The organism is Paenibacillus sp. BIHB 4019 (genome assembly GCF_002741035.1).
In the GTDB taxonomy this organism is placed as follows: domain Bacteria; phylum Bacillota; class Bacilli; order Paenibacillales; family Paenibacillaceae; genus Pristimantibacillus.
In genome coordinates this window covers 273,426-297,574 of sequence record NZ_CP016808.1, presented here as the reverse complement: position 1 = coordinate 297,574, position 24,149 = coordinate 273,426, and the positions used below count along the sequence as shown (strand labels likewise).

Annotated in this window: 23 protein-coding genes; 19 read left to right on the top strand and 4 right to left on the bottom strand. The window is 48.7% G+C overall.

Annotated elements, in window-relative coordinates; all coding sequences use genetic code 11:
• Window position 1 precedes the first annotated feature (1 nt).
• From BBD42_RS01315 to BBD42_RS01240, 16 genes are all read left to right on the top strand, one after another.
• Window positions 2-463 (top strand): hypothetical protein, encoded by a 462-nt coding sequence (locus BBD42_RS01315; RefSeq protein WP_237163324.1) that lies wholly within the window; start codon window positions 2-4, stop codon window positions 461-463.
• Window positions 464-516: 53 nt separating this feature from the next.
• Window positions 517-1,695 (top strand): transglutaminase-like domain-containing protein, encoded by a 1,179-nt coding sequence (locus BBD42_RS01310; RefSeq protein WP_099516670.1) that lies wholly within the window; start codon window positions 517-519, stop codon window positions 1,693-1,695.
• A gap of 18 nt (window positions 1,696-1,713) precedes the next feature.
• A complete protein-coding gene (locus tag BBD42_RS01305) occupies window positions 1,714-3,774 on the top strand; it encodes a peptidoglycan D,D-transpeptidase FtsI family protein (RefSeq protein WP_172455354.1) in 2,061 nt (686 codons plus the stop codon).
• A 240-nt stretch (window positions 3,775-4,014) separates the two neighbouring features.
• The gene (locus BBD42_RS01300) at window positions 4,015-4,941 is read left to right on the top strand and encodes a metal ABC transporter solute-binding protein, Zn/Mn family (protein WP_237163323.1); all 927 of its coding nucleotides are present in this window, start codon (window positions 4,015-4,017) and stop codon (window positions 4,939-4,941) included.
• A gap of 28 nt (window positions 4,942-4,969) precedes the next feature.
• Window positions 4,970-5,749 (top strand): metal ABC transporter ATP-binding protein, encoded by a 780-nt coding sequence (locus BBD42_RS01295; protein WP_099516668.1) that lies wholly within the window; start codon window positions 4,970-4,972, stop codon window positions 5,747-5,749.
• Between the two features lie 7 nt (window positions 5,750-5,756).
• Window positions 5,757-6,695, top strand: a complete 939-nt coding sequence (locus BBD42_RS01290; protein WP_099516667.1) for a metal ABC transporter permease — start codon at window positions 5,757-5,759, stop codon at window positions 6,693-6,695.
• Window positions 6,692-7,564, top strand: coding sequence for a metal ABC transporter permease (locus BBD42_RS01285; protein WP_099516666.1), 873 nt, complete (start codon window positions 6,692-6,694; stop codon window positions 7,562-7,564). Before BBD42_RS01290 ends, BBD42_RS01285 begins: the two co-directional genes overlap by 4 nt.
• Window positions 7,565-7,752: 188 nt before the next feature.
• Window positions 7,753-8,505, top strand: a complete 753-nt coding sequence (locus BBD42_RS01280) for a Cof-type HAD-IIB family hydrolase (protein WP_099516665.1) — start codon at window positions 7,753-7,755, stop codon at window positions 8,503-8,505.
• Window positions 8,506-8,512: 7 nt separating this feature from the next.
• A complete protein-coding gene (locus BBD42_RS01275; protein WP_099516664.1) occupies window positions 8,513-8,995 on the top strand; it encodes a DUF456 domain-containing protein in 483 nt (160 codons plus the stop codon).
• A gap of 266 nt (window positions 8,996-9,261) precedes the next feature.
• Window positions 9,262-9,984 (top strand): ThuA domain-containing protein, encoded by a 723-nt coding sequence (locus BBD42_RS01270; RefSeq protein ID WP_099516663.1) that lies wholly within the window; start codon window positions 9,262-9,264, stop codon window positions 9,982-9,984.
• 30 nt (window positions 9,985-10,014) lie between these two features.
• Window positions 10,015-11,676, top strand: coding sequence for a putative polysaccharide biosynthesis protein (locus BBD42_RS01265; protein ID WP_099516662.1), 1,662 nt, complete (start codon window positions 10,015-10,017; stop codon window positions 11,674-11,676).
• A 259-nt stretch (window positions 11,677-11,935) separates the two neighbouring features.
• A complete protein-coding gene (locus BBD42_RS01260) occupies window positions 11,936-13,534 on the top strand; it encodes a copper amine oxidase N-terminal domain-containing protein (protein WP_099516661.1) in 1,599 nt (532 codons plus the stop codon).
• Window positions 13,535-13,551: 17 nt separating this feature from the next.
• On the top strand, window positions 13,552-13,902 hold the full coding sequence (locus BBD42_RS01255) for a thioredoxin family protein (protein ID WP_099516660.1): 351 nt from the start codon (window positions 13,552-13,554) through the stop codon (window positions 13,900-13,902).
• Window positions 13,903-14,069: 167 nt separating this feature from the next.
• Window positions 14,070-14,996 (top strand): COX15/CtaA family protein, encoded by a 927-nt coding sequence (locus BBD42_RS01250; protein ID WP_099516659.1) that lies wholly within the window; start codon window positions 14,070-14,072, stop codon window positions 14,994-14,996.
• A gap of 25 nt (window positions 14,997-15,021) precedes the next feature.
• Window positions 15,022-15,729 (top strand): Cthe_2314 family HEPN domain-containing protein, encoded by a 708-nt coding sequence (locus tag BBD42_RS01245; RefSeq protein WP_099516658.1) that lies wholly within the window; start codon window positions 15,022-15,024, stop codon window positions 15,727-15,729.
• 36 nt (window positions 15,730-15,765) lie between these two features.
• Entirely contained in the window at window positions 15,766-16,539 is a 774-nt protein-coding gene (locus tag BBD42_RS01240) for an SDR family oxidoreductase (protein WP_099521386.1), read from the top strand.
• A gap of 114 nt (window positions 16,540-16,653) precedes the next feature.
• Here BBD42_RS01240 and BBD42_RS01235 read toward each other — a convergent pair whose 3' ends face one another.
• Window positions 16,654-16,899 (bottom strand): NifU family protein, encoded by a 246-nt coding sequence (locus tag BBD42_RS01235; RefSeq protein ID WP_046228577.1) that lies wholly within the window; start codon window positions 16,897-16,899, stop codon window positions 16,654-16,656.
• An 85-nt stretch (window positions 16,900-16,984) separates the two neighbouring features.
• Here BBD42_RS01235 and BBD42_RS01230 point away from each other — a divergent pair, with 85 nt between their 5' ends.
• Entirely contained in the window at window positions 16,985-17,257 is a 273-nt protein-coding gene (locus BBD42_RS01230) for a YuzB family protein (RefSeq protein WP_056039283.1), read from the top strand.
• Here the strand turns inward: BBD42_RS01230 and BBD42_RS01225 are convergent.
• Window positions 17,254-18,321, bottom strand: coding sequence for an NAD(P)/FAD-dependent oxidoreductase (locus tag BBD42_RS01225; protein ID WP_099516657.1), 1,068 nt, complete (start codon window positions 18,319-18,321; stop codon window positions 17,254-17,256). The genes BBD42_RS01230 and BBD42_RS01225 overlap by 4 nt on opposite strands.
• 125 nt (window positions 18,322-18,446) lie before the next feature.
• A complete protein-coding gene (gene mqnE / locus BBD42_RS01220; protein WP_099516656.1) occupies window positions 18,447-19,550 on the bottom strand; it encodes an aminofutalosine synthase MqnE in 1,104 nt (367 codons plus the stop codon).
• 432 nt (window positions 19,551-19,982) lie between these two features.
• On the opposite strand from mqnE, the gene BBD42_RS01215 reads away from it, so the two are divergent.
• Window positions 19,983-20,345 (top strand): HesB/IscA family protein, encoded by a 363-nt coding sequence (locus tag BBD42_RS01215; protein ID WP_056039292.1) that lies wholly within the window; start codon window positions 19,983-19,985, stop codon window positions 20,343-20,345.
• Window positions 20,346-20,641: 296 nt separating this feature from the next.
• A complete protein-coding gene (locus tag BBD42_RS01210; RefSeq protein WP_099516655.1) occupies window positions 20,642-21,556 on the top strand; it encodes a serine/threonine protein kinase in 915 nt (304 codons plus the stop codon).
• A 156-nt stretch (window positions 21,557-21,712) separates the two neighbouring features.
• Here the strand turns inward: BBD42_RS01210 and BBD42_RS01205 are convergent, their stop codons facing one another.
• Window positions 21,713-23,755 (bottom strand): vWA domain-containing protein, encoded by a 2,043-nt coding sequence (locus BBD42_RS01205; RefSeq protein ID WP_099516654.1) that lies wholly within the window; start codon window positions 23,753-23,755, stop codon window positions 21,713-21,715.
• Window positions 23,756-24,149 lie beyond the last annotated feature (394 nt).

Genomic DNA, 24,149 nt, shown 5'->3' with positions numbered 1-24,149 from the left:
GTTGGAGTTTCTGGATTTTTCAAGTTATGATTGGAATACTTGGAGCGATTTTTTGAAGGACCATTGGTTTGTGCTCGCTATTGCCCTTGTTGTGCTGCTGCTTGTTATCCGTATCGTCAAAACCGTTGTGAAATGGGCTTTAGTCGCCGTCATAGTGTTTGGCGTTATCGTCTATAGCGGGTATACGATGGAGGATTTGAAGGCATTTGGCACAAAGCTGGAGGAAACAACGGGAAGCCTTAAGCAGGAAGCGATTTCGGCTATGATCGGCGAAGCGAAGAACGCCAAGTTTACGACAAATGAAGATGGCTCCTATACGGTAGCTACAGATAGCGTAGCACTGACTGGCGTGCCGGGAACGAATGAGGTTTCCGTATCTTACCGCGGCAATGACTTGTTTAAGCTGCAAATTGACGAGACGATTCAATCGATTATTGATCAAGCCAAACAAAACAAACAATAAGCACTTTTACTATAAATAAAGTTTTTGAGCAATGAACGAGGGGGATTATCGGAATGACGGAATGGATTCAGACAGGCGGCCAAAGCATGATGGAGCCTGTCACTGCTGCCGTACTCCTGGTGCTCCTCGTCTCGCTCATTCAGGGTTTGATTAGAGGCGCATCGGGATCGGCGAGGCGTCTTTTCTTTTTTGTGTGGGAAAGCATCGTCATCGTCGCTTGTCTTGTTCTCGCGTCGCATTGGGCGGGAAAGCTTTCTCCAGTCGCAGCCGATATGCTGAGGAAGCATGTTATCGTCCCTGGAAGAGCGCTGGGGTCAATTGAGCAGGTTTGGTACACGTTGATAACGAGCATAAGGGATTTTGCGCTGCTACGTTATGTCGTGCTGTTTTTGTTCATTTATTTGCTGCTGCGAGTAGCTGCCTCCGGGCTGAACCCGCTGTTTGAGCTTATATTTAGGCGAAGGGTTCATCTAGACGGGGATGGGCAACAGCAGGAGCGGCGAATGGCGCTTCCGAGGCAGCGGGCGGCAAGCCGCGTTTTTGGAGCTGTGTTAGGAGGCATCCATGGCGCAGGCCGTGCCTCCATAATCATTGGCGTCCTGTTCGTGTATGTATCCTTGCTGCCTAATGGGGTTGGGGCACAGACGATAAAGCAATCGCCTCTGTATACGCAGGCTGCAGTGCTGCTTGAGCCGGTTGCGGGCGATATGCTCGCTGGACGCGGTCCTGTTTTGGCTGAGGCGATGCAGGCGGAATTCCAAAACATTTTACAGCGAAAATACGAAGTGATCGATTATGCCATTCCTGCAGACATTGAGCAGGCGGCGGTGCAGGTCGCCAAGGATGCAGCGACCGATGAGGAGAAGGCAAGAGCGCTGTATGCGTGGATAGGTACGCGAATTGCTTATGATTGGGACAAGGCCCGCAATTATGAGGAACAGGGCATTTGGCAGGAGCAATCGCCGCAAAACACATTCGATACGAGAAAAGGTGTTTGCATCGATGTTGCGAGATTGTATGACATGATGGCGCGAGCGATAGACGTCGAGGTACGGGTCGTAACGGGGCTTGGCGCAGATGGGAAGGGCGGCTTTGGCCCCCATGCATGGAATGAAGTGTTGATTAATGGGAAATGGCTGCCGCTGGATGCCACTTGGGCTTCTTCGGGCGATTGGTTTAATTCGCCGGACTTTGAACAGACGCATATCCGGGATAAGCAGCTGAGTATTTAATTCATAATTGAGGTGAGCATGTTGACGGATGATCCACAGAAAAGGGAAATTAATAATAAACGCCATTTCTCCTTTCGCCTGAACTTATTTTTCTTTATCGTCTTCGGTTTGTTCAGCGTATTGATTATTCAATTGGCAATTTTGCAGTTTGTGGAAGGACCGACGCTTAGTGCGGCGGGCAGCAAGAAAAGCACACGCAATGTGAAAATCGCGCCGATCCGCGGCAATATTTACGACTCCGAAGGGAAAGCCATTGCGTATTCGACTTCGACACAGTCGCTTTATTTCAGCATTCCGCCGAATTATAAAACGGCAGAGCTTAAGAAGCTTGCTACTGAGGAAGCGACCAGGCTCGTAGAAGTTTTTGATAAATACGGAGATTCAGAATTGAAAATGACAGTGGAAGATGTCATTATGCAGATGGATTTAGGGTTTAGGCTCAATACGATTTCAACGCCAAGACGGATTAAAACGGGGCTGACGAATGATGAAATTGCTTATTTTCTCGGCAATAAAAGCAGCTTTGTCGGTCTAGATATTATGGAGGAAAGCGTACGTCACTATAGTCAGGATACGACTGCGGTCCAACTGGTCGGTTACTTGAAAAAATATAAAGGTGTAAGAGAAAACTTGGATTTTTATGGGGAGAAAGCTCAGGAAAAAGACCCGCAGCTCCAATATTTAGAGGATGAAGAGGTCGGGTTTGACGGACTCGAGTTATTGTACCAGGATATTTTGCGTGGCAAAAATGGGCTGAAGAGCTATCCGGTCAACAACCAGGAGGTTATCGTTGGTCCTGTGCAAATTACGAATCCGGAAAAAGGCGATGACCTTTACCTGACGATTAATCGGGGCGTGCAGCAAACGACAGAGCAGGCCATTATGGATCAGATTAGGAAAATCAGTACTTCATCATTATCTGCTGAACGGGCGCCTTATGCGAAAATCGGCTTTGCAGTCGCGATGGAAGTAGAGACGGGCAAAGTAGTCGCAATGGCTAGCATGCCGGACTATGATCCGAACATTTGGGCTGGCGGCAGCATTAGCCAAAAGGATTATGACAATATTGAAAATGTAGTAAACAACGGAACGATTACGGAGGTATATCCTAAGTACGATTCGGATGAGGAACGCAAAAGCCATCCTTCTTCCCTCGTCCCGCCGGGATCGACGCTCAAGCCGCTTTCCGTTCTAATTGGCCTAAACGAAGGGTTGTTTACAACCGAGTCTGTTTACAACGATACGGGTTTATTTACATTTGGTAAAGCAGGCCATGAGGTTCCAATCCGAAATGCGGGCGGTCACGTCTATGGGGCGCTTGATCCGGCAAGAGCGATTGAAAAGTCATCTAATCCTTTCATGGCGGCGATGGTCGGCAGCAGGCTGAACCAAAAATATCCCGGTGTCGAGGGTATCGATGTTTGGGATAAATACATGAAGGAATTTGGGTTAGGCGTGTCTACAGAAAGCGGACTTCGCATGGAGAAAAAAGGCAGCGTCGATTATTATCACGAATTTGAGACGGCAAGTGCGCAATCCGCACTTATTCGTGCTTCATTCGGCCAACAGGCTCGTTATACCGCCTTGCAATTGGTACAATATGTTTCGATGCTGGCTAATCATGGCAAGCGCATGAAGCCTCAATTTGTGAATGAAATCAAGGATTCCTCGGGCAATGTTGTGCAGGCGTTTGAGCCAGTGGTGCTCAATACAGTAGACCTTCCTGATGCGTATTGGAAAGAAATCGAGACAGGCATGGGGAAAGTTGGCGTGCAAGGCTTCGATGGCGTAAGCTACACCTTTAATCGTAAAACAGGGACGGCACAATCGTCCGTTAAAGGCAGAACGGCGGATAACGGTGTGTTTATCGCGTATGCTCCTGCTAACAATCCTAAGCTCGCGGTTGCAGTCATTATGCCGGACGGCGGTTTTGGCGGCTGGGCGGCAGCGCCGGTTGCCCGCAAAATTTTTGATGCCTATGATTATGAGGTTGGTCTGAACGGCACTCCTGGAAAGGCAAAGGATGTCGCAACTTCGGCTGAGACAGGTGCTGCCGGAACGGAAACAACGGTGCAATAATCTAGATGAATAGCTTATTCTAAAGGGTCTTTTCAACAGCGCTGCTGCTTGGAAAGGCCTTTTTTTAAAATAAATGTTGCACTAGAGAAACTTTTTTGTATAATATAAACAAAGAGGCGCTTAGCTAACTTAAATTCGCATAGGCAAAATAAATCAACGCTAACAAAACAAATAGATAGGCAGGGGATTGGAAACATGAAGAAGGAGCGTAAAATGAATTCGGCGTTAAAGAGGTTAATTATGATGTTGATGTTTTTGGCTTTATCCGCAGTTATAATGGCGGGCTGTGCAAGCGGCAGCAATGGAAGCGAAACGGCGAGCGGGGATGGAAAGTTAAACATAACGGCGACGACCGGAATGATTGCGGATGTGGCGGCAGAGGTTGGCGGAGACGATGTTGTTGTAACAGGACTTATGGGGTCGGGCATCGATCCCCATTTATACAAAGCATCCCAAGGCGATGTAAAGAAGCTGGATCAGGCGGATATTATTTTTTATAACGGCTTGCACTTGGAAGGGAAAATGGGAGAGATGTTCGAGAAGCTGGAGAAGCAAAAACCGACGGTAGCGGTTTCCTCGCAAATTCCAGAAGCGGAGCTGCATGGCAATCCGAACGGCGACACCACTACACATGATCCGCATATCTGGTTCAATGTAAAGCTGTGGATGTCGGCCACCGAAGTGATACGCGATACGCTAGTGGAGAAGGACCCAGCGAATGAGGCGGGCTACAAGGAACGGGCGGAGGTTTACCTCGCAAAGCTTGAAGAGCTTGACCAATATGCCCGTGAGCAAATCGCAACGATTCCTGAGAATGGCAGAATTCTCGTAACGGCGCATGATGCCTTCGGATATTTCGGTGCTGCATATGGCCTAGAGGTCACAGGCTTGCAGGGAATGAATACGATGTCGGAGTATGGATCGAAAGATGTGAGCGAGCTGAGGGATTTCCTCGTTGAAAAACAAATTAAAGCGGTATTCATTGAATCCAGCGTTCCGCGCAAATCCATCGATTCCGTTATTGAGGGTGCACGCCAATTAGGACATGAGGTAACGATTGGCGGCGAATTGTTCTCTGACGCAATGGGTGATCCGGGAACGGTAGAAGGTACTTATATTGGTATGGTTAAACATAACGTAGATACAATTGTTAATGCACTCAAATAACAAGAAGCAGTGAGAGGCGATGGCGACTATGAAAAATCATTTGAAAACGGCAGCTCCTTTGACCATTGAAGGCTTAAGCGTAGCTTACCAGAAAAAACCGGTGCTGCGCAGCGTATCTTTCTCCGTAGCAGAAGGGGAGCTGATCGGCGTAATCGGGCCGAATGGAGCAGGCAAGTCCACGCTCATGAAAGCGGCGCTCGGCCTTATTCCTCGCCTCAGCGGGGAAGTGCTCATTTACGGAAAGCCGTACCGCCAGCAGCGCAGGCTAATCGGATATGTGCCGCAGCGGGAGTCGGTTGATTGGGATTTCCCAACGAATGCGCTGGATGTGGTCATGATGGGCCGTTACGGCCATCTGGGCTTGTTCGGACGCCCGGGCGCGAAGGAGCGCAGGCTTGCGATGGAATGTTTGGCGAAGGTCGGCATGGCGGATTTCGCCACAAGGCAAATTAGCCAGCTGTCCGGCGGCCAGCAGCAGCGGGTATTTCTGGCGCGGGCGCTCGTGCAGGACGCCAAGCTGTATTTCATGGATGAACCGTTCGCAGGAGTTGATGCGGCAACCGAGAAGGCGATTATTACTTTGCTGCAAGAACTGAAGCGGCAGGGCAAAACGGTTATCGTCGTCCATCACGATTTGGCGACGGTCGAGGAATATTTTGACTCTGTGCTGCTGCTCAATGTGGAGCTTCAGGCATATGGCAAAACCGAGCAAGTATTTACCCAGCAAATGCTCCAGCAAACCTATGGCGGTCGGCTTGCCTTTCTTGAGCGTGGCGGAAATGCCCGGCTTGCTGTCACGAAAGGGTGAGGCTGAGATGGAAACGTTGTGGAGACTAATTCAAGATCCAAATATGCAGTGGATTTTTCTAAGCTGTACGCTGCTTGGCTTAAGCAGTGGCGTTATCGGCTGCTTCTCCTATTTGCGCAAGCAAAGCTTGATGGGCGATACGCTGGCGCATGCGGCGCTGCCTGGCATATGTATAGCTTTTATGCTGACAGGCACAAAATCGCTGCTGTTTTTTCTGCTCGGAGCAGGGGCAGCCGGCCTTGTCGCGACGTTCGGCATCGGCTGGATTACGCGAAATTCGCGGATTAAGCATGATGCGGCAATGGGGATTGTGTTATCCAGCTTTTTCGGCTTCGGTATCGTATTATTGACGATCATCCAGCATGGCGAATATGGCAATCAATCGGGACTGGATAAGTTTTTATTCGGTCAGGCGGCTGCGATGGTCGGCTCCGATGTGCTTACGATGTCGATTGTAAGCTTATCGCTCATCGCCATCTGTACGTTATTTTTCAAGCAATTCAAGCTAGTATCCTTCGATCCCGGCTTTGCGCGCGGACTGGGCTATCCGGTTGCTTTAATTGAGCAATTGCTTATGTTTTTGATGGTCGTGGCGGTAGTCGTAGGCATTCAAGCGGTTGGTGTTGTGCTTGTGGCGGCGCTGATTATTACACCGGCAGTGTCGGCTCGTTATTGGACGGATAAGCTCGGCTTTATGGTGGTCATCTCTGGCGTGTTTGGCGCTTTGAGCGGCGGAATCGGCACGATTGTGAGCTCGCTTGGCTCGAATTTGCCAACGGGTCCGCTGACGGTGCTTGCGGCAACGGCATTATTTTTAATATCGATTTTGTTCGGCCCTCGCAGAGGGCTGCTCGCCAAACGGATGCTGCGGCTCAAAGTTGCACGGACCATCCAGGAGGAGCAAGGGCATAAGGAGCGGCAGCTGAAAGGGGGAGCGGCGTTATGAGCGATTTTTGGATATTGCTGACGGGCTCGCTTGTCGCCAGCTGCTGCGGCATACTGGGAGCTTTCCTCGTGTTGCGAAAAATGGCGATGATCGGCGATGCAATTAGCCACTCGGTTATGCCGGGTATCGTGATTGCGTTTCTGATCAGCGGCTCGCGGGATTCGCTCGTCATGATGCTGGCTGCGATGGCCTGCGGCTTGCTTGCTGTGTTCCTGATCCAGCTGTTTCAGCAAAGCGGCATTCAATCGGATGCTTCCATTGGCGTTGTATTTACCGCGATGTTCGCTACCGGGGTGCTGCTGGTGAGCCTGTATGCCCGCCAGGTGCATCTCGATCAGGATGCGATTTTATATGGGGAAATTGCCTATGTGCATTGGAATACGTGGTCGCTGAACGGCGTCAGTATGGGGCCGATAGCGGTTTGGCTGCTGGGCATTACGTTAACGGTCATTTTAGTCGTTATTGGGCTGTTCTATAAGCAGTTCAAGCTATGCGCCTTTGATCCTGCGCTTGCGGCTGCTTGCGGCATTCCCGTTGCCTTGTTCCATTATTTATTGATGGGGCTCGTGTCGATGGCGACGGTCAGCTCCTTCGAGAGCGTTGGAGCGATTCTCGTGGTCGGGCTGCTGGTTATTCCTGCTGCGACCGCTTATTTATTAACGGAACGGCTGAGCGTTATGATCGCGATGAGCGCGGGTGTCGGCATCGTCAGCACGTTCATTGGTTATGGCGTGGCGACTGTGCTTGATGCTTCGATTGCCGGCTGTATCGTTAGTGCTGCCGGCGTGCTGTTCATCTTGGCACTGCTGTTCTCGCCTAGCCATGGCGTCATTTGGAAAAAATGGCGTTTGCGCCGTTTAGCACAATAGTACGCGATATGCGAACTTTTCTGCAGCTGCGTTAAAAAACGCAGCGGGGATGAAGGTCAACCGGATTTTTGCGGTTGGCCTTTATTTTTTTGAAGTGGAGCAGGATCGTTTGGCTTACGCTTAAAATATGATAAAATGGCTGTATTGCATCAAGATATGATGTTATGCAGCAAATGCAGGAGGTAACGATGGCAGATTATAAATTAGTAGCACTCGATATGGATGGGACGCTGCTGAATGAACTGAGTGAAATTAGCGATGAAAATGCTTTGTGGATTAGAAAGGCGCTTGATGCGGGTATAACGGTCAGCTTCTCGACGGGACGAGGCTTCCGCAGCGCCTTGCCGTTTGCCGAGCAATTACAGCTTGAAACGCCAATGATTACAGTAAACGGTGGAGAGATCTGGAAGAAGCCGCATGTGCTGCACCGCAGAGCGCTGCTTGATCCAGATTATGTGCAAAGGCTGCATAAAATTGCCCAGAAGCACGCAGGCACCTGGTTTTGGGCGTACAGCACGAAGGACATTTATAATTTGGAAAAATGGATTACGCCAGCGGATGATTATGAAGCTCATCATTGGCTCAAATTCGGTTACTACACCGAAGATGATGTCGTACTTAAGAAGATTTACGAGGAAGTCAGCGAGTGGAATGCGCTTGAAATAACGAATTCCTCCACGAGCAACTGGGAGATGAATCCGAAAGGCATTACGAAAGCAAGCGCGCTGAGCGAGCTTTGCGAAGTAATGGGCATCGAAATGTCACAGGTCGTTGCGGTCGGCGACAGCTTGAACGATATCGCTGCTATTCGCGATGCTGGTCTTGGCGTGGCAATGGGCAATGCCCAAGATGCCGTTAAGGAAGCAGCTGACGTCATTACATTGTCGAATAATGAGCATGGCGTTGCCGAAATTATTAAGAATTATGTATTGAAGGGATGAAAACAGCTTGGACATCTTAGGCTGGTCGCTCGTTATTATTTTATTTATTGTCGGCATGGCGGGGACGGTTTATCCGATTTTGCCGGGAGCGCTTGCTATTTACGCCGCTTTTTTTGCGTACGGGCTGTGCATTACGTTTGAGCCGTTCGGCTGGGTCTTTTGGACGCTGCAGACGCTCATCGTCGTTGCCTTGTTCGTAGCGGATTATGCGGTCAGCGCCTGGGGCGTCAAGCGATATGGCGGCTCCAAAGCCTCTATAATCGGCAGTACCATCGGCCTTATTTTGGGACCATTCGTTATTCCTGCATTCGGTCTAATAATCGGTCCGTTCGTAGGTGCGGTTATCGGCGAGCTGTTCGTCGTTCAGGAATGGAAGCATGTAACGAAGGTAGGCTTCGGCTCGCTGGTCGGGCTGCTGTCGAGCGTGGTGGTAAAGGTTATTTTGCAATCCATCATGATTGTGCTCTTTATTATTTGGCTGGTTGTTTAAAGGGCGATTGATGAAAATAGTGCTGCGCTGCGTAAAAGGTTTGATTTTCGATAGCTGTTGCCCCAGAAATTTTGAATATATCCGCTCAGCGGTATAATTTCTGGGGCATAGGAGTCTGCTAATGATGCTGCTTTCCTACGGAAAGCTTTGGACGAACGCTCCGCTTCTCAAATCCAAACCTTTTACTCCGCTCCGCCCTTTTCATCAACAACATGGCCAACAACGTTTTGAAATCGTTTTATTATAATTGGGGGAGCTGACAATCGATGATTAAGGTGACGGTTTGGAATGAGTTTTTGCATGAGAAGGTGCACGAAGAGGTGCAGCGCATTTATCCGGATGGGATACATAATGCTCTGGCAGCCGGCATCGCCACCGATTCATTCGAAATCGCTACGGCCACACTCGATCAGCCAGAACACGGGCTGACCGAAGAACGCCTGAACAACACAGATGTCCTGATCTGGTGGGGACATATGGGCCATGATCAAGTCGATGATGCGATTGTTGAACGTGTGCATGGGCGGGTCATGCAAGGCATGGGGCTCATAGTTTTGCATTCCGGTCATTTTTCGAAAATTTTCAAAAAATTGATGGGCACTACCTGTGATCTAAAATGGCGCGAAGCAGGCGAGAAGGAAAGGATCTGGACCGTTAATCCAGCCCATCCGATTGCTGCTGGATTGCCTGAGTACATTACCATCGATCATGAGGAAATGTACGGCGAGCATTTCGATATTCCCGCACCGGATGAGCTTATCTTCTTGAGCTGGTTCGAGGGCGGCGAGGTGTTCCGCAGCGGGTGCACCTTCTATCGCGGCCAAGGTAAGATTTTTTACTTCCGTCCCGGTCATGAAACGCACCCGACGTATTACAACGAACAAGTGCTCCAAGTAATCAAAAATGCGGTTCATTGGGCGAAGCCCTCAAATGCCGGTGTCCCATTCCGTGGCAATCACCAGCCGCTTGAACCGATCGTGAAACCATAATCCTGCATTCGAAAGAGAGACATACCCGCTATGAAGAAAGATTCACTTATTAAAGGAACGCTTATTTTAGCTATGGCTGCGCTGGTTGCCCGTATGCTCGGTATTTTCCAGCGTGTGCCGCTGGAGCATATGCTGAGCAAAGAAGGCTTGGCGAGCTTTACCGTCTCCAACAATTTATATTTAACTTTACTTATTGTAGCAACAGGCGGTATCCCAAGCGCCATTAGCAAAATGGTATCCGAGCGTTACGCGCTCGGCCGCCAGCAGGAAGCGCAGCGCATTTATAAGGCGGCGCTTTTGTTCGGTTTGGTAACAGGACTCATTTTGTCTACATTGTTGTACGTTTTTGCAGAGCAGCTGGCTGTTTCTCAAGATTTGCCTGATGCGGTATTTGCTATTCGGGCGATAGCGCCAACCCTGCTCCTATTCCCTCTAATCGCCATGATGCGCGGTTACTTTCAAGGCCGCCAGCTGATGATGGCGGGCGGGCTCTCGCAAATAATGGAGCAAATTATGCGCGTTGTGGTTGGTGTTGGTCTAGCGATTCTCGTACTCGCTTGGGGCTGGGGAGATCAGCTGGCAGCAGCAGCAGCGTCCTTCGGCAACTTTTTTGGAGCGATAGGCGCTATTCTGGTCATGGTGTGGTACGCAGTCAAGCTGCGCCGGACCGACAAGCTAGAAATGGATAATTGGCCAGCGGACAGCGAAGCAGCAAAAACGATCGCTTTACAAAAAGCGGAAGCGTCCCGTATTCCTTTTCGCGCCATATACCGGGAAATATTTTCAATTTCAATCCCGATTGTCGTTACCGCTATAACGGTTCAACTGATTTATATGGTTGATAATTACTTGCTCATGAAGTTGCGGGCGGGCGTTTACAGCTATGATCAGGCAATCGAGATATTGGCGGATTTTGGGGGGAAAGCGCAATCTATTGCCGGCATTCCACCGATTTTGGCGATAGCGCTAAGCACCTCGATTATTCCGGTTATATCTTCTGCCTTTTCCGTGCGAAATATGTCAGAGGTTAATCGCCAAACGTCGCTCGTTATGCGTATTGTGCTGTTTACAGGCATTCCAGCGGCACTGACGCTTGCGGTCTTAGCCTATTCGGTTACAGGGCTGCTGTTCACAGGACCGCAAGGCAGCGGCATTGTAGCGGCTTTGACAGCGGGTACGATCTTCCAGGCGACGATGATGATTAGCAATTCGGTATTGTCCGGGCTTGGCAGGCCGCGATTAGCGATGTATAACACCTTAATTGGCATTGGGCTCAAGCTGGTGGCCAGCTTCGTCTTGGCTCCGATATTCGGTATTTATGGGCTAATTGCCGCATCAACGCTATGTTTTATTTTTATTACCTGGTTTAATTTGCAATCGATTCGCACCTATGTGCAATTCAACGTGCTCGGTCGCCGCTGGATGCCTTATATCGCGGCTGTACTCCTTTCCATGGCAGCAGGCTGGGGAGCGGACAAAGGACTCAGATGGCTGTTAGAAGGCTCTGAGCTGCCGGATAGGCTGGCTTATCTGATTTCTCTCATTGTGGCGGGCGTCGTTATTGGCGGTTTGTATTTGGGTCTGCTTATTTTGCTGCGCGTCGTGACAGCAGAAGATGTGAAAACATTCCCCGGACCGCTTCGGAAGTTGTTTGCCAAGCTGTTTAGGCTGACTGGCCGCGCTGCAGTGTAAGACCTCGGAATGAAACGCGCAGCGCTGCCAAAGGACAGCGACAGCCGTTTACGCTTGAAATATAGGAAAGGATATCCTAACGTTATTCTTTCTCTATATTTCATCGCGAAACAAAAGCTTTGCCGCCAGAGGACGGCAAAGCCGTTTACGCTTGTTTGTTATAGCGCATGTTTCCATACATTTACATGGGTCCTAGGCTCCTGTACAATGAAGAGGAATTTATTCATTTTTATTTTGTTGGCGAGAGGGGTCACGTACATTGAAAAAGCTGGGGAGCATAAAAAAAGGGGTCGCCCTGCTGCTGGCATTGGTGCTTGTGTTTGTTGCAGGCTGCCAGGCTATTAGCGGTGTCGATCTAAATAAGGCGATTACGAACTCGCTTAAGGTTACTTCTTATGAGGGCGAGCAGACGTTGTCTGTGCAATTGAATTTGAGCGAGGAAGACCTTGAATACATGGACGAAGATGAATTGGCGATTATGAAATTAATCAACAGCGCAAAGCTTGAGCTTACAAACATCAAGGTACAGGACGACACACATGTATCTTACAGCGGTAAGCTTCTGCTGGCTGACACGATTTCCATTGGTTTTTCACTCAAAATGTCCGATACAACGGCGGTCGTAGAAATTGAAGGGGCGAAGCAGCCCTTTGCTTTGGATATGAGCGAAGCGGGCTTGCCTTCGTTAATGGGCGTTTCCGGGGCGATTGGACAGTCCGTAACGGGTGGTCCGGCAGACGCTTCGCTCGTAGAGCTGGGCAAAGAAGTGATCGATGCCATAAGCGGCTATTTCATTAATAATTTGCCTAATCCCGATCAAATTTCTGTGAATGCGGTGCAGGAATCGATTAACGGCCAATCGGTATCCTTGATGAAAGTTCATACGGAGCTGGATGGTCCGGCTATTTGGACTTGGATTAAAAAATATGTCGATGTTCTCGTAAACGATCGTGCGGGACTGGACAAGATGGTTAAAGGCTTCGTTGAAGTGCTCTCCAGTCATCCAGAAGTATGGGAAGCGATCGGAGAAGTAAATCCTTTTGACCAACCGGTTGTGCTTGATGGCCCTACACAAGAGGATACAATTAAAGAACTTGCAGACAGCCTTGCAGAAGAGCTTGCATACTTGCAGGAGGAGCTGCAAGCGTTGGAGGAAGACGAGGACGGCTATTTCCTGGAAACTGTCTTCAACAAGAATACATCGCTCAAGACAGATGTTTATGTAGACAGCAAGCTGGACATTCGCAAGCAAGTAGTCGAGGCAACCATTATGATTGGCGATACCGAGCCTGAGACGCAAATGAGCATCGTCATTCGCTCCGAGAGCCAAAAATGGAATGTGAACGAAGCGGTGAAGGCGGAAGCTCCAGTCGTGAGCGACAATGCTATTAATTTGGATGATATGTACGACCTGAATGGCTATGAAACGCTGCAATGGTTTGACAAAAGCTCATATGCTTATGATCTGCTCAAAAATACGTTCCATGTAGGTGTCCAGACGGCTACGTTATATACACAGGATTATGGCAATCCGCCGATTATAACTCCTACGAATATTACGCTTGTGCCATTGCGCGATGTGGCGGAGCAGCTTGGAGCTACGATTTCTTACAACAAGAAGACGAAGCAGCTTACGCTATTTGACAAGGCGACTGCTACGACGATTACAGTGAAAAATGGCAGCGATACCGCCATTGTGAATGGCAAGTCGGTGAAATGGTCCTATCCGGCAACTACTGTAAGAGGTACGGTTTATGTTCCTGCCCGCAACCTTGCGAAGACGCTTGGCGCATCTTTAAAATGGGAATCTTATTATGACAACGAGAAATATTTAGTCATTGAACGTGAAGTTGGATAAGAAGGAGGAAGGAAAAAATGATTAAATTATCGACAGATGCTTCCTTTCGGGAAGCTGTACAGGCTGATGAACTGACGGTTATCGTATTCAAAACAACATGGTGCAAAGATTGCCATTACATTGAGCCATTTATGCCGGAGCTTGAGCAGCAATATGCGGGCAAAGCTGTCTTTTATGAAATCGACCGCGATGATTTGCCGGATCTGTCCTCCGAGCTGAACATTCTCGGCATTCCAAGCTTCCTTGCTTTTCGCAAAGGCCAGGAAGTTGTGCGGTTCGTCAATAAGCTTCGGAAGTCGCGTGAGGAGATCGAACAGTTTGTCGATCGCGCCTTGCAAGTAAGCGATGCTTTGGCGGAAAACCAATAAGCACAATTTGCAAAGTCCGTGCGGCGCCGTCGCACGGATTTTTTTATGGTCACAGAAGCATCATAATTAGAGCCTTGATGGACAAGTGTCACATTTTCAACATGGCTTTTGGCATATTTTATGGCTATAATGAGTGGTAATTCAAACGAAAAAAGGTGATTGTACGAATGGTTTCAAGCCGTTTTCGCAAATTTTCAGTTGCAACATCTCTAGGCATGCTAATCATACTGCTGAACGGTGCATTGGTTACGAACATGGATGCTGGCAGAGGCTGTGGAGATGACTGGCCGTTATGCCATGGTAAATTTATACCAGCCTATACATTAGAATCGTTTATCGAATACACGCACAGGCTTACAACGGGTATTGAAGGCATTTTGGTCGTGGGCATGTTTATTGCATCGTTTCTTTTGTTTAAACGCGACAAAGTCGCCTTCAAGCAGCCGCTCGTTTTCGCAAGCAGCTCCTTGTTTTTCACCATCCTGCAAGCTTTGATGGGCGCTGCTGCTGTCAAATGGCCGCAATCGCCATGGGTGATGGCAATTCATTTTGGCATATCGCTTATGGCATTCGCCTCGACGCTGCTGCTCGTCTTTTGGGCATATCGCAATCGGGATGGACAAGCAGTCGAGTTTTCAGTGCCAAGATCGTTTTTTCCACGGCTCTTGGGGCTAGCGGTATACATTTATGTTGTTATTTATTTAGGCGCTTATATTCGTCATACGGATTCCGGCGGCGGCTGTCTGGACTGGCCGCTTTGCAACGGGAAAGTCATTCCTGATTTTGAAGGTGCCGAGACGATCGTATTCATCCATCGGATAGGTGCAGTTATATTGTCTCTTGCAATTGCTGGCGTATTCGTGCACATTCGCAGGAAAAGCGGAGCAAATAAGGGACTTGCACCAATGGCAAAGCTAGCGCTCATTCTCGTGCTGACGCAAGTATTAAGCGGGGCTCTGCTCACATTGACGATTACAAATTCAAACTGGTTTGTTTTTACAAATTTATTGCATAATCTCATTGTTAGTGCACTATTCGGCGTTATAATGGATATGTTGGTGCGTTCTTGGAGGCTGCGGGAAGGCGCTAGATAGCCAGGGGAAGGGACGGAGGCACACGATGTTGCGATTTCTGTTTGACGAGCCAGAGCGGGCATTAGAGGGACGACACGGTGAGACGGTGCGTTTAATGGAGCAATTTATATCGCAGCTTCAGGGCAAGGTAGAGGCGGGCAAGGATGTGGATCATAAGCTTCGGACGTATGAGATATGGACGCGCGGTTTGATTTCTTCCTTGAATGAGCTGGAGCAAAGCCATTATGCAACCATTCGCTTCAAGCAGAAAATCAAATCCAGCTCAGTCAGCCAAATGCAAGCTGACGAGTACCTTATGTATCAGCGTTATGTTTATTTTGACAAAAATGCTTTCATTCGCGTATTTGCTTTGCTCGATAAAATAGGCATTTTGCTCAATGATTTGCTCGCCATGAAGACAGAGCGGATTAAACCGCATTTTTCCTATTTTACGGTGCTGCGGAATATGCGGGATCGCGGTGTCCATCGGACGCTGACAGGTGGACTTGATGAGGTCAAAAGCTTAACGCAGGAGCCAATGGCCCGCCTGAGGAAACGGCGCAATGCCGAAATCCATTATATGAATTCTGAAATGCTCGATGATCTTGTTCAAAGCCATAAAGGCTATGGACTCGAAGTAAAGCTTGAAAACATCATGGCGCAGTCACAGGACCTGGCGGCTGGAGTAGCAATGGTGACCGACACTTTATATCTTACGTTCCAGTACGCTTGCGGTTATATACGAAAAAGATAGTCGATTCGTAATCGCAAGGAGGAAGCACAATTGGAGTTGAACGGGAAAACGGCGCTTGTCACGGGAAGCGCCAAAGGGCTTGGCAAAAGAACCGCATTGCAGCTTGCGCAGCAGGGAAGTCATATCGTCATTAATTATTTTAAGAGCGAACAGGAAGCCCAGCAAACGAAAAAAGAAATCGAACAACTCGGCGTAAGCGCTACCATTGTGCAGGCGGATCTTTCAACGCCGGAAGGCGCGACGAAGCTGGCCGATGAAGCGGCAAGCTGGAGAGGCGGCATTGATATTTTGGTCAACAATGCGGGACCGTTTGTCAGGGAGCGGCGGCTGTTTGCCGACTATGATTTTGCCGCTATATCGGACATGCTTAACAGCAATTTGCTCAGCGTTATGCTGCTCGATCATAAGCTGCTTTCAGGCATGCGGAGCCGTGGCTGGGGAAGGATCATTCATTTCGGCTTTGGACACGCGGGTGAAGCGCGGTCATGGCCCCACCGAGCAGTATATGCGGCAGCCAAAACCGGACTCGTCTCCTTTACCAAATCGCTTGCCGTTGAAGAAGCTGCTTATGGCATTACCGTCAATATGATTGGGCCTGGCGATATTCGCGGAGCGAACAAGGAACGGACGATTGCTGAGGTAGAAGGCCAGGAGGATGAGGAATCGCCGCTTGGCAGACCCGGAACAGGAGAAGATGTTGCTCGGGTGATCACCTTTCTATGCGAAAGGCGGTCGGATTTTTTAACGGGGAATATTATTAATGTGACGGGCGGATTTGATCCGATTCGTCCTAATATTAAAGGACTGTGAATAAAAGAGATGCAAGTGCTCGTCCGCAGCTGAATAGAACATGCAAACAGCGAAAGCCCGGTTGTCCTCAGAGGACACCGGGCTTTCGCTATAGCTTATTGCTTTAGTGTACGATTAGAATACTTGAACGACTTCGACTACGCCCTCAACCTCTTCAAGCAGTGCGCGCTCAATACCAGCTTTCAGCGTGATGGTGGAGCTTGGGCAGCTGCCGCATGCACCCATCAGGCGAAGCTTAATGATACCGTCCTCAACGTCTACGAGCTCAACGTCTCCTCCATCGCGCTGCAGGAACGGACGCAATTTATCCAGTACGTCCAATACTTCATCGTACATTGTGCTTTGTGCTTGTTCACTCATTGCAATCATCTCCTTTCTGTCTTATTATAGTACAAAGTCGTGCAATTGAAAATGGATACCTACAGCAAGGTAAGGTGTAAAGCTTATGTTTAAGACAATGATTGAATATTGTACTAGCAATGCCCACCATGGAACCGTGGACATTATGCAGAAATTCGAGCAAGAAGATCTCTACGAAATTACAGAATATGGCTGTCTCGGCAACTGCGGCGAATGCTACTTAAAGCCGTTTGCCCTCGTCGAGGGGGAAATTGTCGCCGCCGATACCATTGATGAATTATATGGCAAAATTCATGAAGCTATTATTCGCCAAGAGACCGATCGTGACGCACTAGACAAGCTGCTGGACGATCTTTAACCGAAGTGCCGCTTGGACCGCCATAAAATGCCGCTCTTTACGAGGCGCGGTACACGGCCCATAAGCGGTGTGCCGCCCATAATGCCAAAGCCGCTCTTTTTGCCGAGCGAACCGAGAACGCCCTTGAGCTTGATTTTGCCAAGCCGGGGCGTTTTGTCATGCCAAATGGCTTGCATGACTTCAGCAATTTGTTTGCCTTGCGCGCCAGCCGCCTGTCCGCTTGGAGAGAAGGGCAGTGCAGCACAATCTCCGACAATGAATACGCCGCTGTGGGAAGGGAGCTGATGATGCTCATCGATAATCAGCCTTCCTTGATTATCCTTCGGCAAATCCAGACGCTGCACGATCGGCACCGGCTGAATGCCTGCCGTCCATACCGTTACATCGCTCAGCAGCGGCTTGCTGGAATTGTGGTCGTGCAGGACGCCCTGCTCAAGCTTGCAAAGGGAAACATTGCCGAGCATTTCCACTTCATGGCCTTTAAACCATTCCGCGACGAACAATTGCAGCTTGCCTGGGAAAGCGGACATGACGCCTGCGCCGCGGTCAATAATGCGAATGTTCAAATCGGGACGGCTTTCGCGCAGCTCGGCAGCTACTTCAACGCCGCTGAGCCCGCCGCCTACGATTGACACCTGTCCGTAAGGCTTGACGTCATTAAGCTGTTGATACGTTTTGCGTGCAGCAGAAAACGTCTGAATGCTCGTAGAGAACGTCTCTGCTCCTTCAATGCCATGGTATTTGTCTGTGCAGCCAAGGCCAATGACGAGCCAATCGTAGGAGATCGGGTCTTGCTGCTCCAGATAAACCAGCTTATTTTCAAGATCAAGATTGTCAACTTCGCCATAAACGGTGCTGACTCGCGAGTCCACCGGGAACTTGACGCGCAGCTCAAGGTCGGACACGGTACCGGCAGCTAGAGCATAATATTCCGTCTTCAAGCCTTGGAACGGCATGCGGTCAATCAGAACGATAGACACATCCAGCGGGATATGCTTCTCGATCAGTTCTTCAACAATGGCAAGGCCGCCGTAGCCGCCGCCTAAAATTACTAATTTTCTCATTTACGCCTCAACCCCGCATTATTATTAATCTGATCAGTCATGGATGCTGCAAGGGTGTGCATGTAAACCGGAAGCCAGTCCTGCGCTATGCATACACGCCTTAATATATGTGATTGGTCAGATGATTACTCATAAACCTTAACTTCGTTGTAGAAAGTATCGCGTTCAACCGGAACGCGTCCTGCACCTTTAATCAGCCAAATCAAATCCTCACGAGTAATGCCTTCTGGCGTAAGTGCGCCTGCGGCGTGGCTAATGCGCTCCTTCACAATTGTGCCGTGAGCATCGGAAGCTCCCATCGTCAGTGCGACTTGCGTCAGCTGTGTGCCAATATTGATAAAATAAGCTTTGATATGCTGGAAGTTATCGAGCATGAGACGGCTAATCGCGATCGTCTTTAAATCCTCGAAAGCGGAGTTGCGGCGTCTAATGCCCGCTTTAGGATTTATCGGCTGCATGGACAAAGGAATGAATACCAAGAAACCATTTGTTTCATCCTGCAGCTCGCGAATTTGAATCATATGCCTTACGCGGTCCTCTTTGCTCTCGATAGAGCCGTACAGCATCGTCGTATGTGTTTTTAACCCCAGGTTGTGCGCCGTGCGGTGAACATCAAGATACTGCGATACGTCGGCTTTCGTTACGCGCATTTTTTTGCGGTATTGGTCAGACAAAATTTCGGCACCGCCGCCTGTCAGGGATTTCAGCCCCGCTTTCATCAGTTCCTGCAGCACTTCTTTATACGTCAAGCCGCTAATCCGCGAGAAAAAATCAATTTCCGCCGCCGTATAAGCTTTCAGCGTGACATCTGGATATTGCTTATGCAAAGCTTTTAGAGAATCGACATAATATTGAAAAGGCACATGCTGGTTATGGCCGCCAACGATGTGAAATTCGCGTACGCCCGGGTGAATATGCTGCTCCACATATTCAATCATTTGCTCCCCAGTCAGCGTGTAGGAGCCAGGCTCGCCTTCATCTTTGCGGAAGTTGCAAAATGCGCAATGCGCTTCACATACATTCGTGAAATAAAGGCTCATATTTTCGATAAAATAAACCTTATTTCCATTTTTGCGCAAATTCGCTTCGTTCGCGAGTTGGCCAATCGTCAGCAAATCGTCTGACTCATAGAGAAATACGCCATCCTCCAGCGTCAGCCGTTGCCCATTTCGAACCTTGTCAATAATTTCCTGCATGCGCTTCTGTTCTGTAGGTACCGCGATAAACATATCGGCATCCTCCTTCATTTTTTCCAAGTGGTATTGCTATTAAAAAGACATAAAGGCCGGCGAATGCGATCGTCAGCCACAATCGGGTCAACCTCAGATAAGGACATCACTGTCGGTACTGATTGGGCTAATTGTGAAAAAAATAACTTGCTGATCCGATTTTGTTAAAAATATAAGACTGGAATAAGTAATCTGTTTATGTCAGGCTTATATTTCTACGCGAAACGAAGCTTTACTGGTTAAGTATAGCATCAGTCGTTTACGCTTGAGATGACATTATTATAAACCTCTATTGTTGCAGCGGCAACTATTAAGTCATAGCTTTGCCATATATGGAAGCGGGCAAAGGACTCTTGAGCTGTTTCGTGAAGAGGAGTATACTAGACGTATAAGCATGCATTAGAATCGTATTTTGCAGGGAGGTAATGAATGATGATTACAATCAGTGAATCGGCAACTGATAAAATAAAAGAAATGCTGGAATCGGAGGGAACTCCGGAAATGTTCCTGCGCATCGGTGTGAAGGAAGGCGGCTGCAGCGGCTTTTCCTACAGCATGGGATTTGATGATGAACAGTCCGCGGACGATCAGGAAATGGATATGACGGGCCTTAGAGTCGTCGTTGACCAAAGCAGCCTGCGCTATCTGAACGGCCTGGAGATCGATTGGAAGGAATCCGCTATGGGCGGAGGGTTTACGATCGAAAATCCGAATGCGAGCGCTACATGCGGCTGTGGAAGCAGCTTCCGCACAGCGACCGACGCGGGCAAGCCTGCTGAAGCTGGCGAGTGCTAAACCATTTTTAAAATCATGAATGAAATAAAGCTTCATTAATAATGAAGCAAGCCATCCTACAGGCGATAAACAGGGAGCAGCTAATCGGCTGCTTTTTTTTTATATAAGCATGTATAAGTTTCGCACTTAAACATGCTTATAATTTATCGCGAAACAGGAGCTTTACCGCCAGAGTACGGCGACAGCCGTTTCGACTTGCTTAAAAAATTTCCTTCTCCTTATGACAATAACTGTATGCGCAGCCGATAACATATATAAGAGATGAATTAAAACTTTTGTAAGATGGGGACGAGGTTATGGAGCAGGAAAAAACGACGGAAGCGTTAATTCGCAATACGCGAATTGGCGACGTTTATCAGGTGAAGCAGGCCATTCATCAAAGCGAGCTTTCCATTGTCTATAAAGCGCGGCAGACGGAGACGGGCGAGCTGAAGCTTATTAAAGAGTTTTTCCCCCAGCAGCTGGCGAGGCGCAAGGCGGATCATCTAACGGTAGGCTGCGGGCCAGCCTTTGCCGAGAAATTTCGCGAGCTGCTTTGCGTCTTTGCGCAGGAAGCGATTATTTTGAAGAAGCTGAGCCACCCGCAAATTGTAGGCTACACGGATTATATAGAAGCAAATGGCACGGCGTATTTAGTTACGGAGTTTTGCCGCGGCCTCACGCTGGAGCATTATTTGCAGCAGGAGGACGTCACACGAGCGCAGCCAGAGCTGCTGTCGATTGCTGGCGGAGTAGTAGGCGCGCTGAAATATGTGCATGATCAGGGCATCATTCACCGCGATGTAAAACCCGGCAATATTATGATTGACGAAGGTGGCGGGGTGAAGCTGATTGACTTTGGCTCGGCGATTCCTTATGGAAATCCTGGAAAGCAGCTTATTTTTACTTCAAGCGGTTATTCGCCATTGGAGTTTTATTCGGAAACGTCGCGGCAGGAGCCGGTATCCGATATTTATAGTTTAGCGGCTACGCTTTATTACATTTTTGCAGGGAAAGCGCCGCTGGATGTCAGGCAGCGCCTGTTCGAGGATAATCTTGCTGCGGTAAGATCGTATAACCATCGCCGCATTAGCGCTCCCTTCGATAAGCTGATCCACTGGGGACTTGCGATGTCGCCGGAAAAAAGATGCCGCTCTCTCGGCTGGTTCGCCATGGCTCTCCGCTGGGAAAGCCTATTAACAGCTGGCAAGAGGCGGGACAGGCAGCTTTAGCGGGCAAAAAAATGCATCGTTTCTTCTATTATAAATAGCAAAGCAGCAGCATGAAAAAGCGTCTATGACAACGAATTGTCTTAGGCGCTTTTTCATTTGGACCTCGTTATATAAGCTTCATTAGAAAAATCAAATGATAAAGCCTCATTCTCTAGCTCAATCCGGCCTTGTAAAAATATTCGTATTCGCCTTAATCGGCTTGTAGCGCAGCTCGATCTCCGTAATGCCATCCTCGAACGTAATATACAGCTTGTCGCCATATTGCAGCGGTTCTTTGCGGTCTTTGCGCAGTGCGGTTTTGCCGCGCACGAGCGTGCAGCGCGACGTATGCTTCACGAACAACGTTCCTTTTTTCCCTGCATAAAAGGTAATTGCTGCTGCTTCAGGCAGCGGCTCATTAATATCGAGCGAATGGAACAGCTGCTGCAGCGTAATGGAATGCTGCGGGAATGAAGTGAGCGGCCAATACGTCACCGGAATTTCATTGCCGCTCGCGGTGTTGAGGAAGAAGCCTTCCAGCCTGCCGGCAAAAGGCGGCTTCGGACGCAAGACGAAATAAAGCACCGTTCCTATAATCGCGAGTATCAGCACACTAACTGCAATTTGAAGGTACAGCGTCCAGACGGACGTTACTTCTACTTTAATCGTCCGTGTCAGCGTTCCGCCTTCCGTGTCTGCTGCTTCAATAACCAAGTCGGACGTTCCGGTTTTGAGCGGCTCCAGCTGCAAAATGCCATCGGCTGTAATCGCAGCATCATAGCGGTTAGAAGCAGCAGTAGACGCAAGCTTGAAGGTTAAGGGATCATTGTTCGGGTCCGTGAACAATGTGCTTAGCGCAATGTCGGAGCCGCCATCTTCCTTGCTAAGCTTGATGCGGCCATCGCCTGCTTCCACAGGAGGCAAATTAGTCACGGTTAACGGACCGCCCGGCATAACGCGGTAAAAATCCGGCCCTTCCATTCGTACGCGCCAGCTGTAATTGCCCGAGATCGGAAAGCTATAGCCAGCCTCCAGCTTATCCTCTGTCAAAGTCATCGGAATTTCCTCTGATTTTTTCGTATCTTTGTTAGTAATCGTGAGCACCGCTTTGACCGTCGCATAAAAATCGGCATCTGCCAATGGCGAGCCGTCTGGATGGAACAGCTGTGTTTCGAACGGTGTAGGCTGGCCCTTCACAATATCTTTATCAGAAGACAGCTTTGCCTCACCATTCAGCTCATAGTTGGCCAAAACATAAATTTTGACCAAGTCGCCCGAGACGCCGCGGAATTTCAAGTTAAAGGTGCCTTTGAGCGGCGACGTAATTTTCAAAATCGTATATTTGCTCGAATTGTACATCCGAATATTGCTCGATTGATAAAAGAGCTGCGTCTCATTGATCGGTTTCTCCGAAATGAGAATAATGTTGGCCTCGCTCATGCTTCCGTTCGCTATCGTTACCGGAACTTCCTGCAAGCTGCCTTTCGCTGTTAGAGCGGCAACGGGGAGCAAAATCGACTGCACCTGATCAGCATAAATTTGGTTGAAAATTTCCGGCAAATCCTCGGCGCTGCTCGTCATAAACGATTTGCCGCCCGTTTCTTTCGCAATGCGGGCAAGCTCCGCTTTATTGACCGTGCCGTCATGATTAAGCCCAATCGTATAAATCGGGAACCCATTTTTTTTCGCAAGATTAATTGCTGCGGTTACATCTTCCCCTGAATCCTGCACCGTGCGGTTGCTGGAGTAGATGCCGAGATCTGTAGCCCCGTCTGACAAAAGCACAACATAAGCTTGGCTGTCTTCCTTGCGCTGCTCGGCGAGCATATTCGTGCCCTTGAGCAATCCAAGTCCGATATCGGTATAACCTTTGCGCTTCAGCGACTCGATCGAGCTTTTCAATCGGGTGCGCTTCTCCTTGACCGACATATCCGTCAGCGGCTGGCTGTCCACAATCGAATGGTTGTAGGCGACGTATCCGATGCGCGTACGCTCGGCCTCGCTCATATCCATCAGCATATGGATAACTTCCGCAGACGTATTGCCGGGATCGGTTTCTGTCATGGAGTAGCTTGTATCAAGAACAAACATCGCATCAAATTGGTTGGCAGGCGGAGCAGCCTCCGCAGCAGCGGAAGGTGGGAGGGAAACAGAGAGGCTTAGCAATAAGCTGCCTATGCATAAAAATAACAAAGAGCGTATAAATGGTTTTTTTATCATAATTGTATGTATAATCCCTTTCTTTCTAGTTATTTATGGGTTGAATAATTGATCGAATATGGAAGAATAGGGCGGCGCGGAGGCGCTTATAGGGCGGGCGGCTTATGAGAAAAACGAAGTGATTTACATTGTTTGGGCATTACCCTAAGAATGTTATCGGAATCCATCTATAATTTAGTAATAGATCACGAAAATTAGCGACTTTAGTTCTATTTATTATTGTAAATAAGTATAAAAGTCCTAAATTGTATTTATTGACAAACAAGGATTGGAGTGTTTAGTATTATTGGTGTAAAGTCTAACTTTGTAATAATTTGTATGAAGAACGAGCCTATTGCAGGAAGGAGGGGCGCTATTTTTGCTGAAAAAGGTAGAATCTTCACCGATTTTGCTA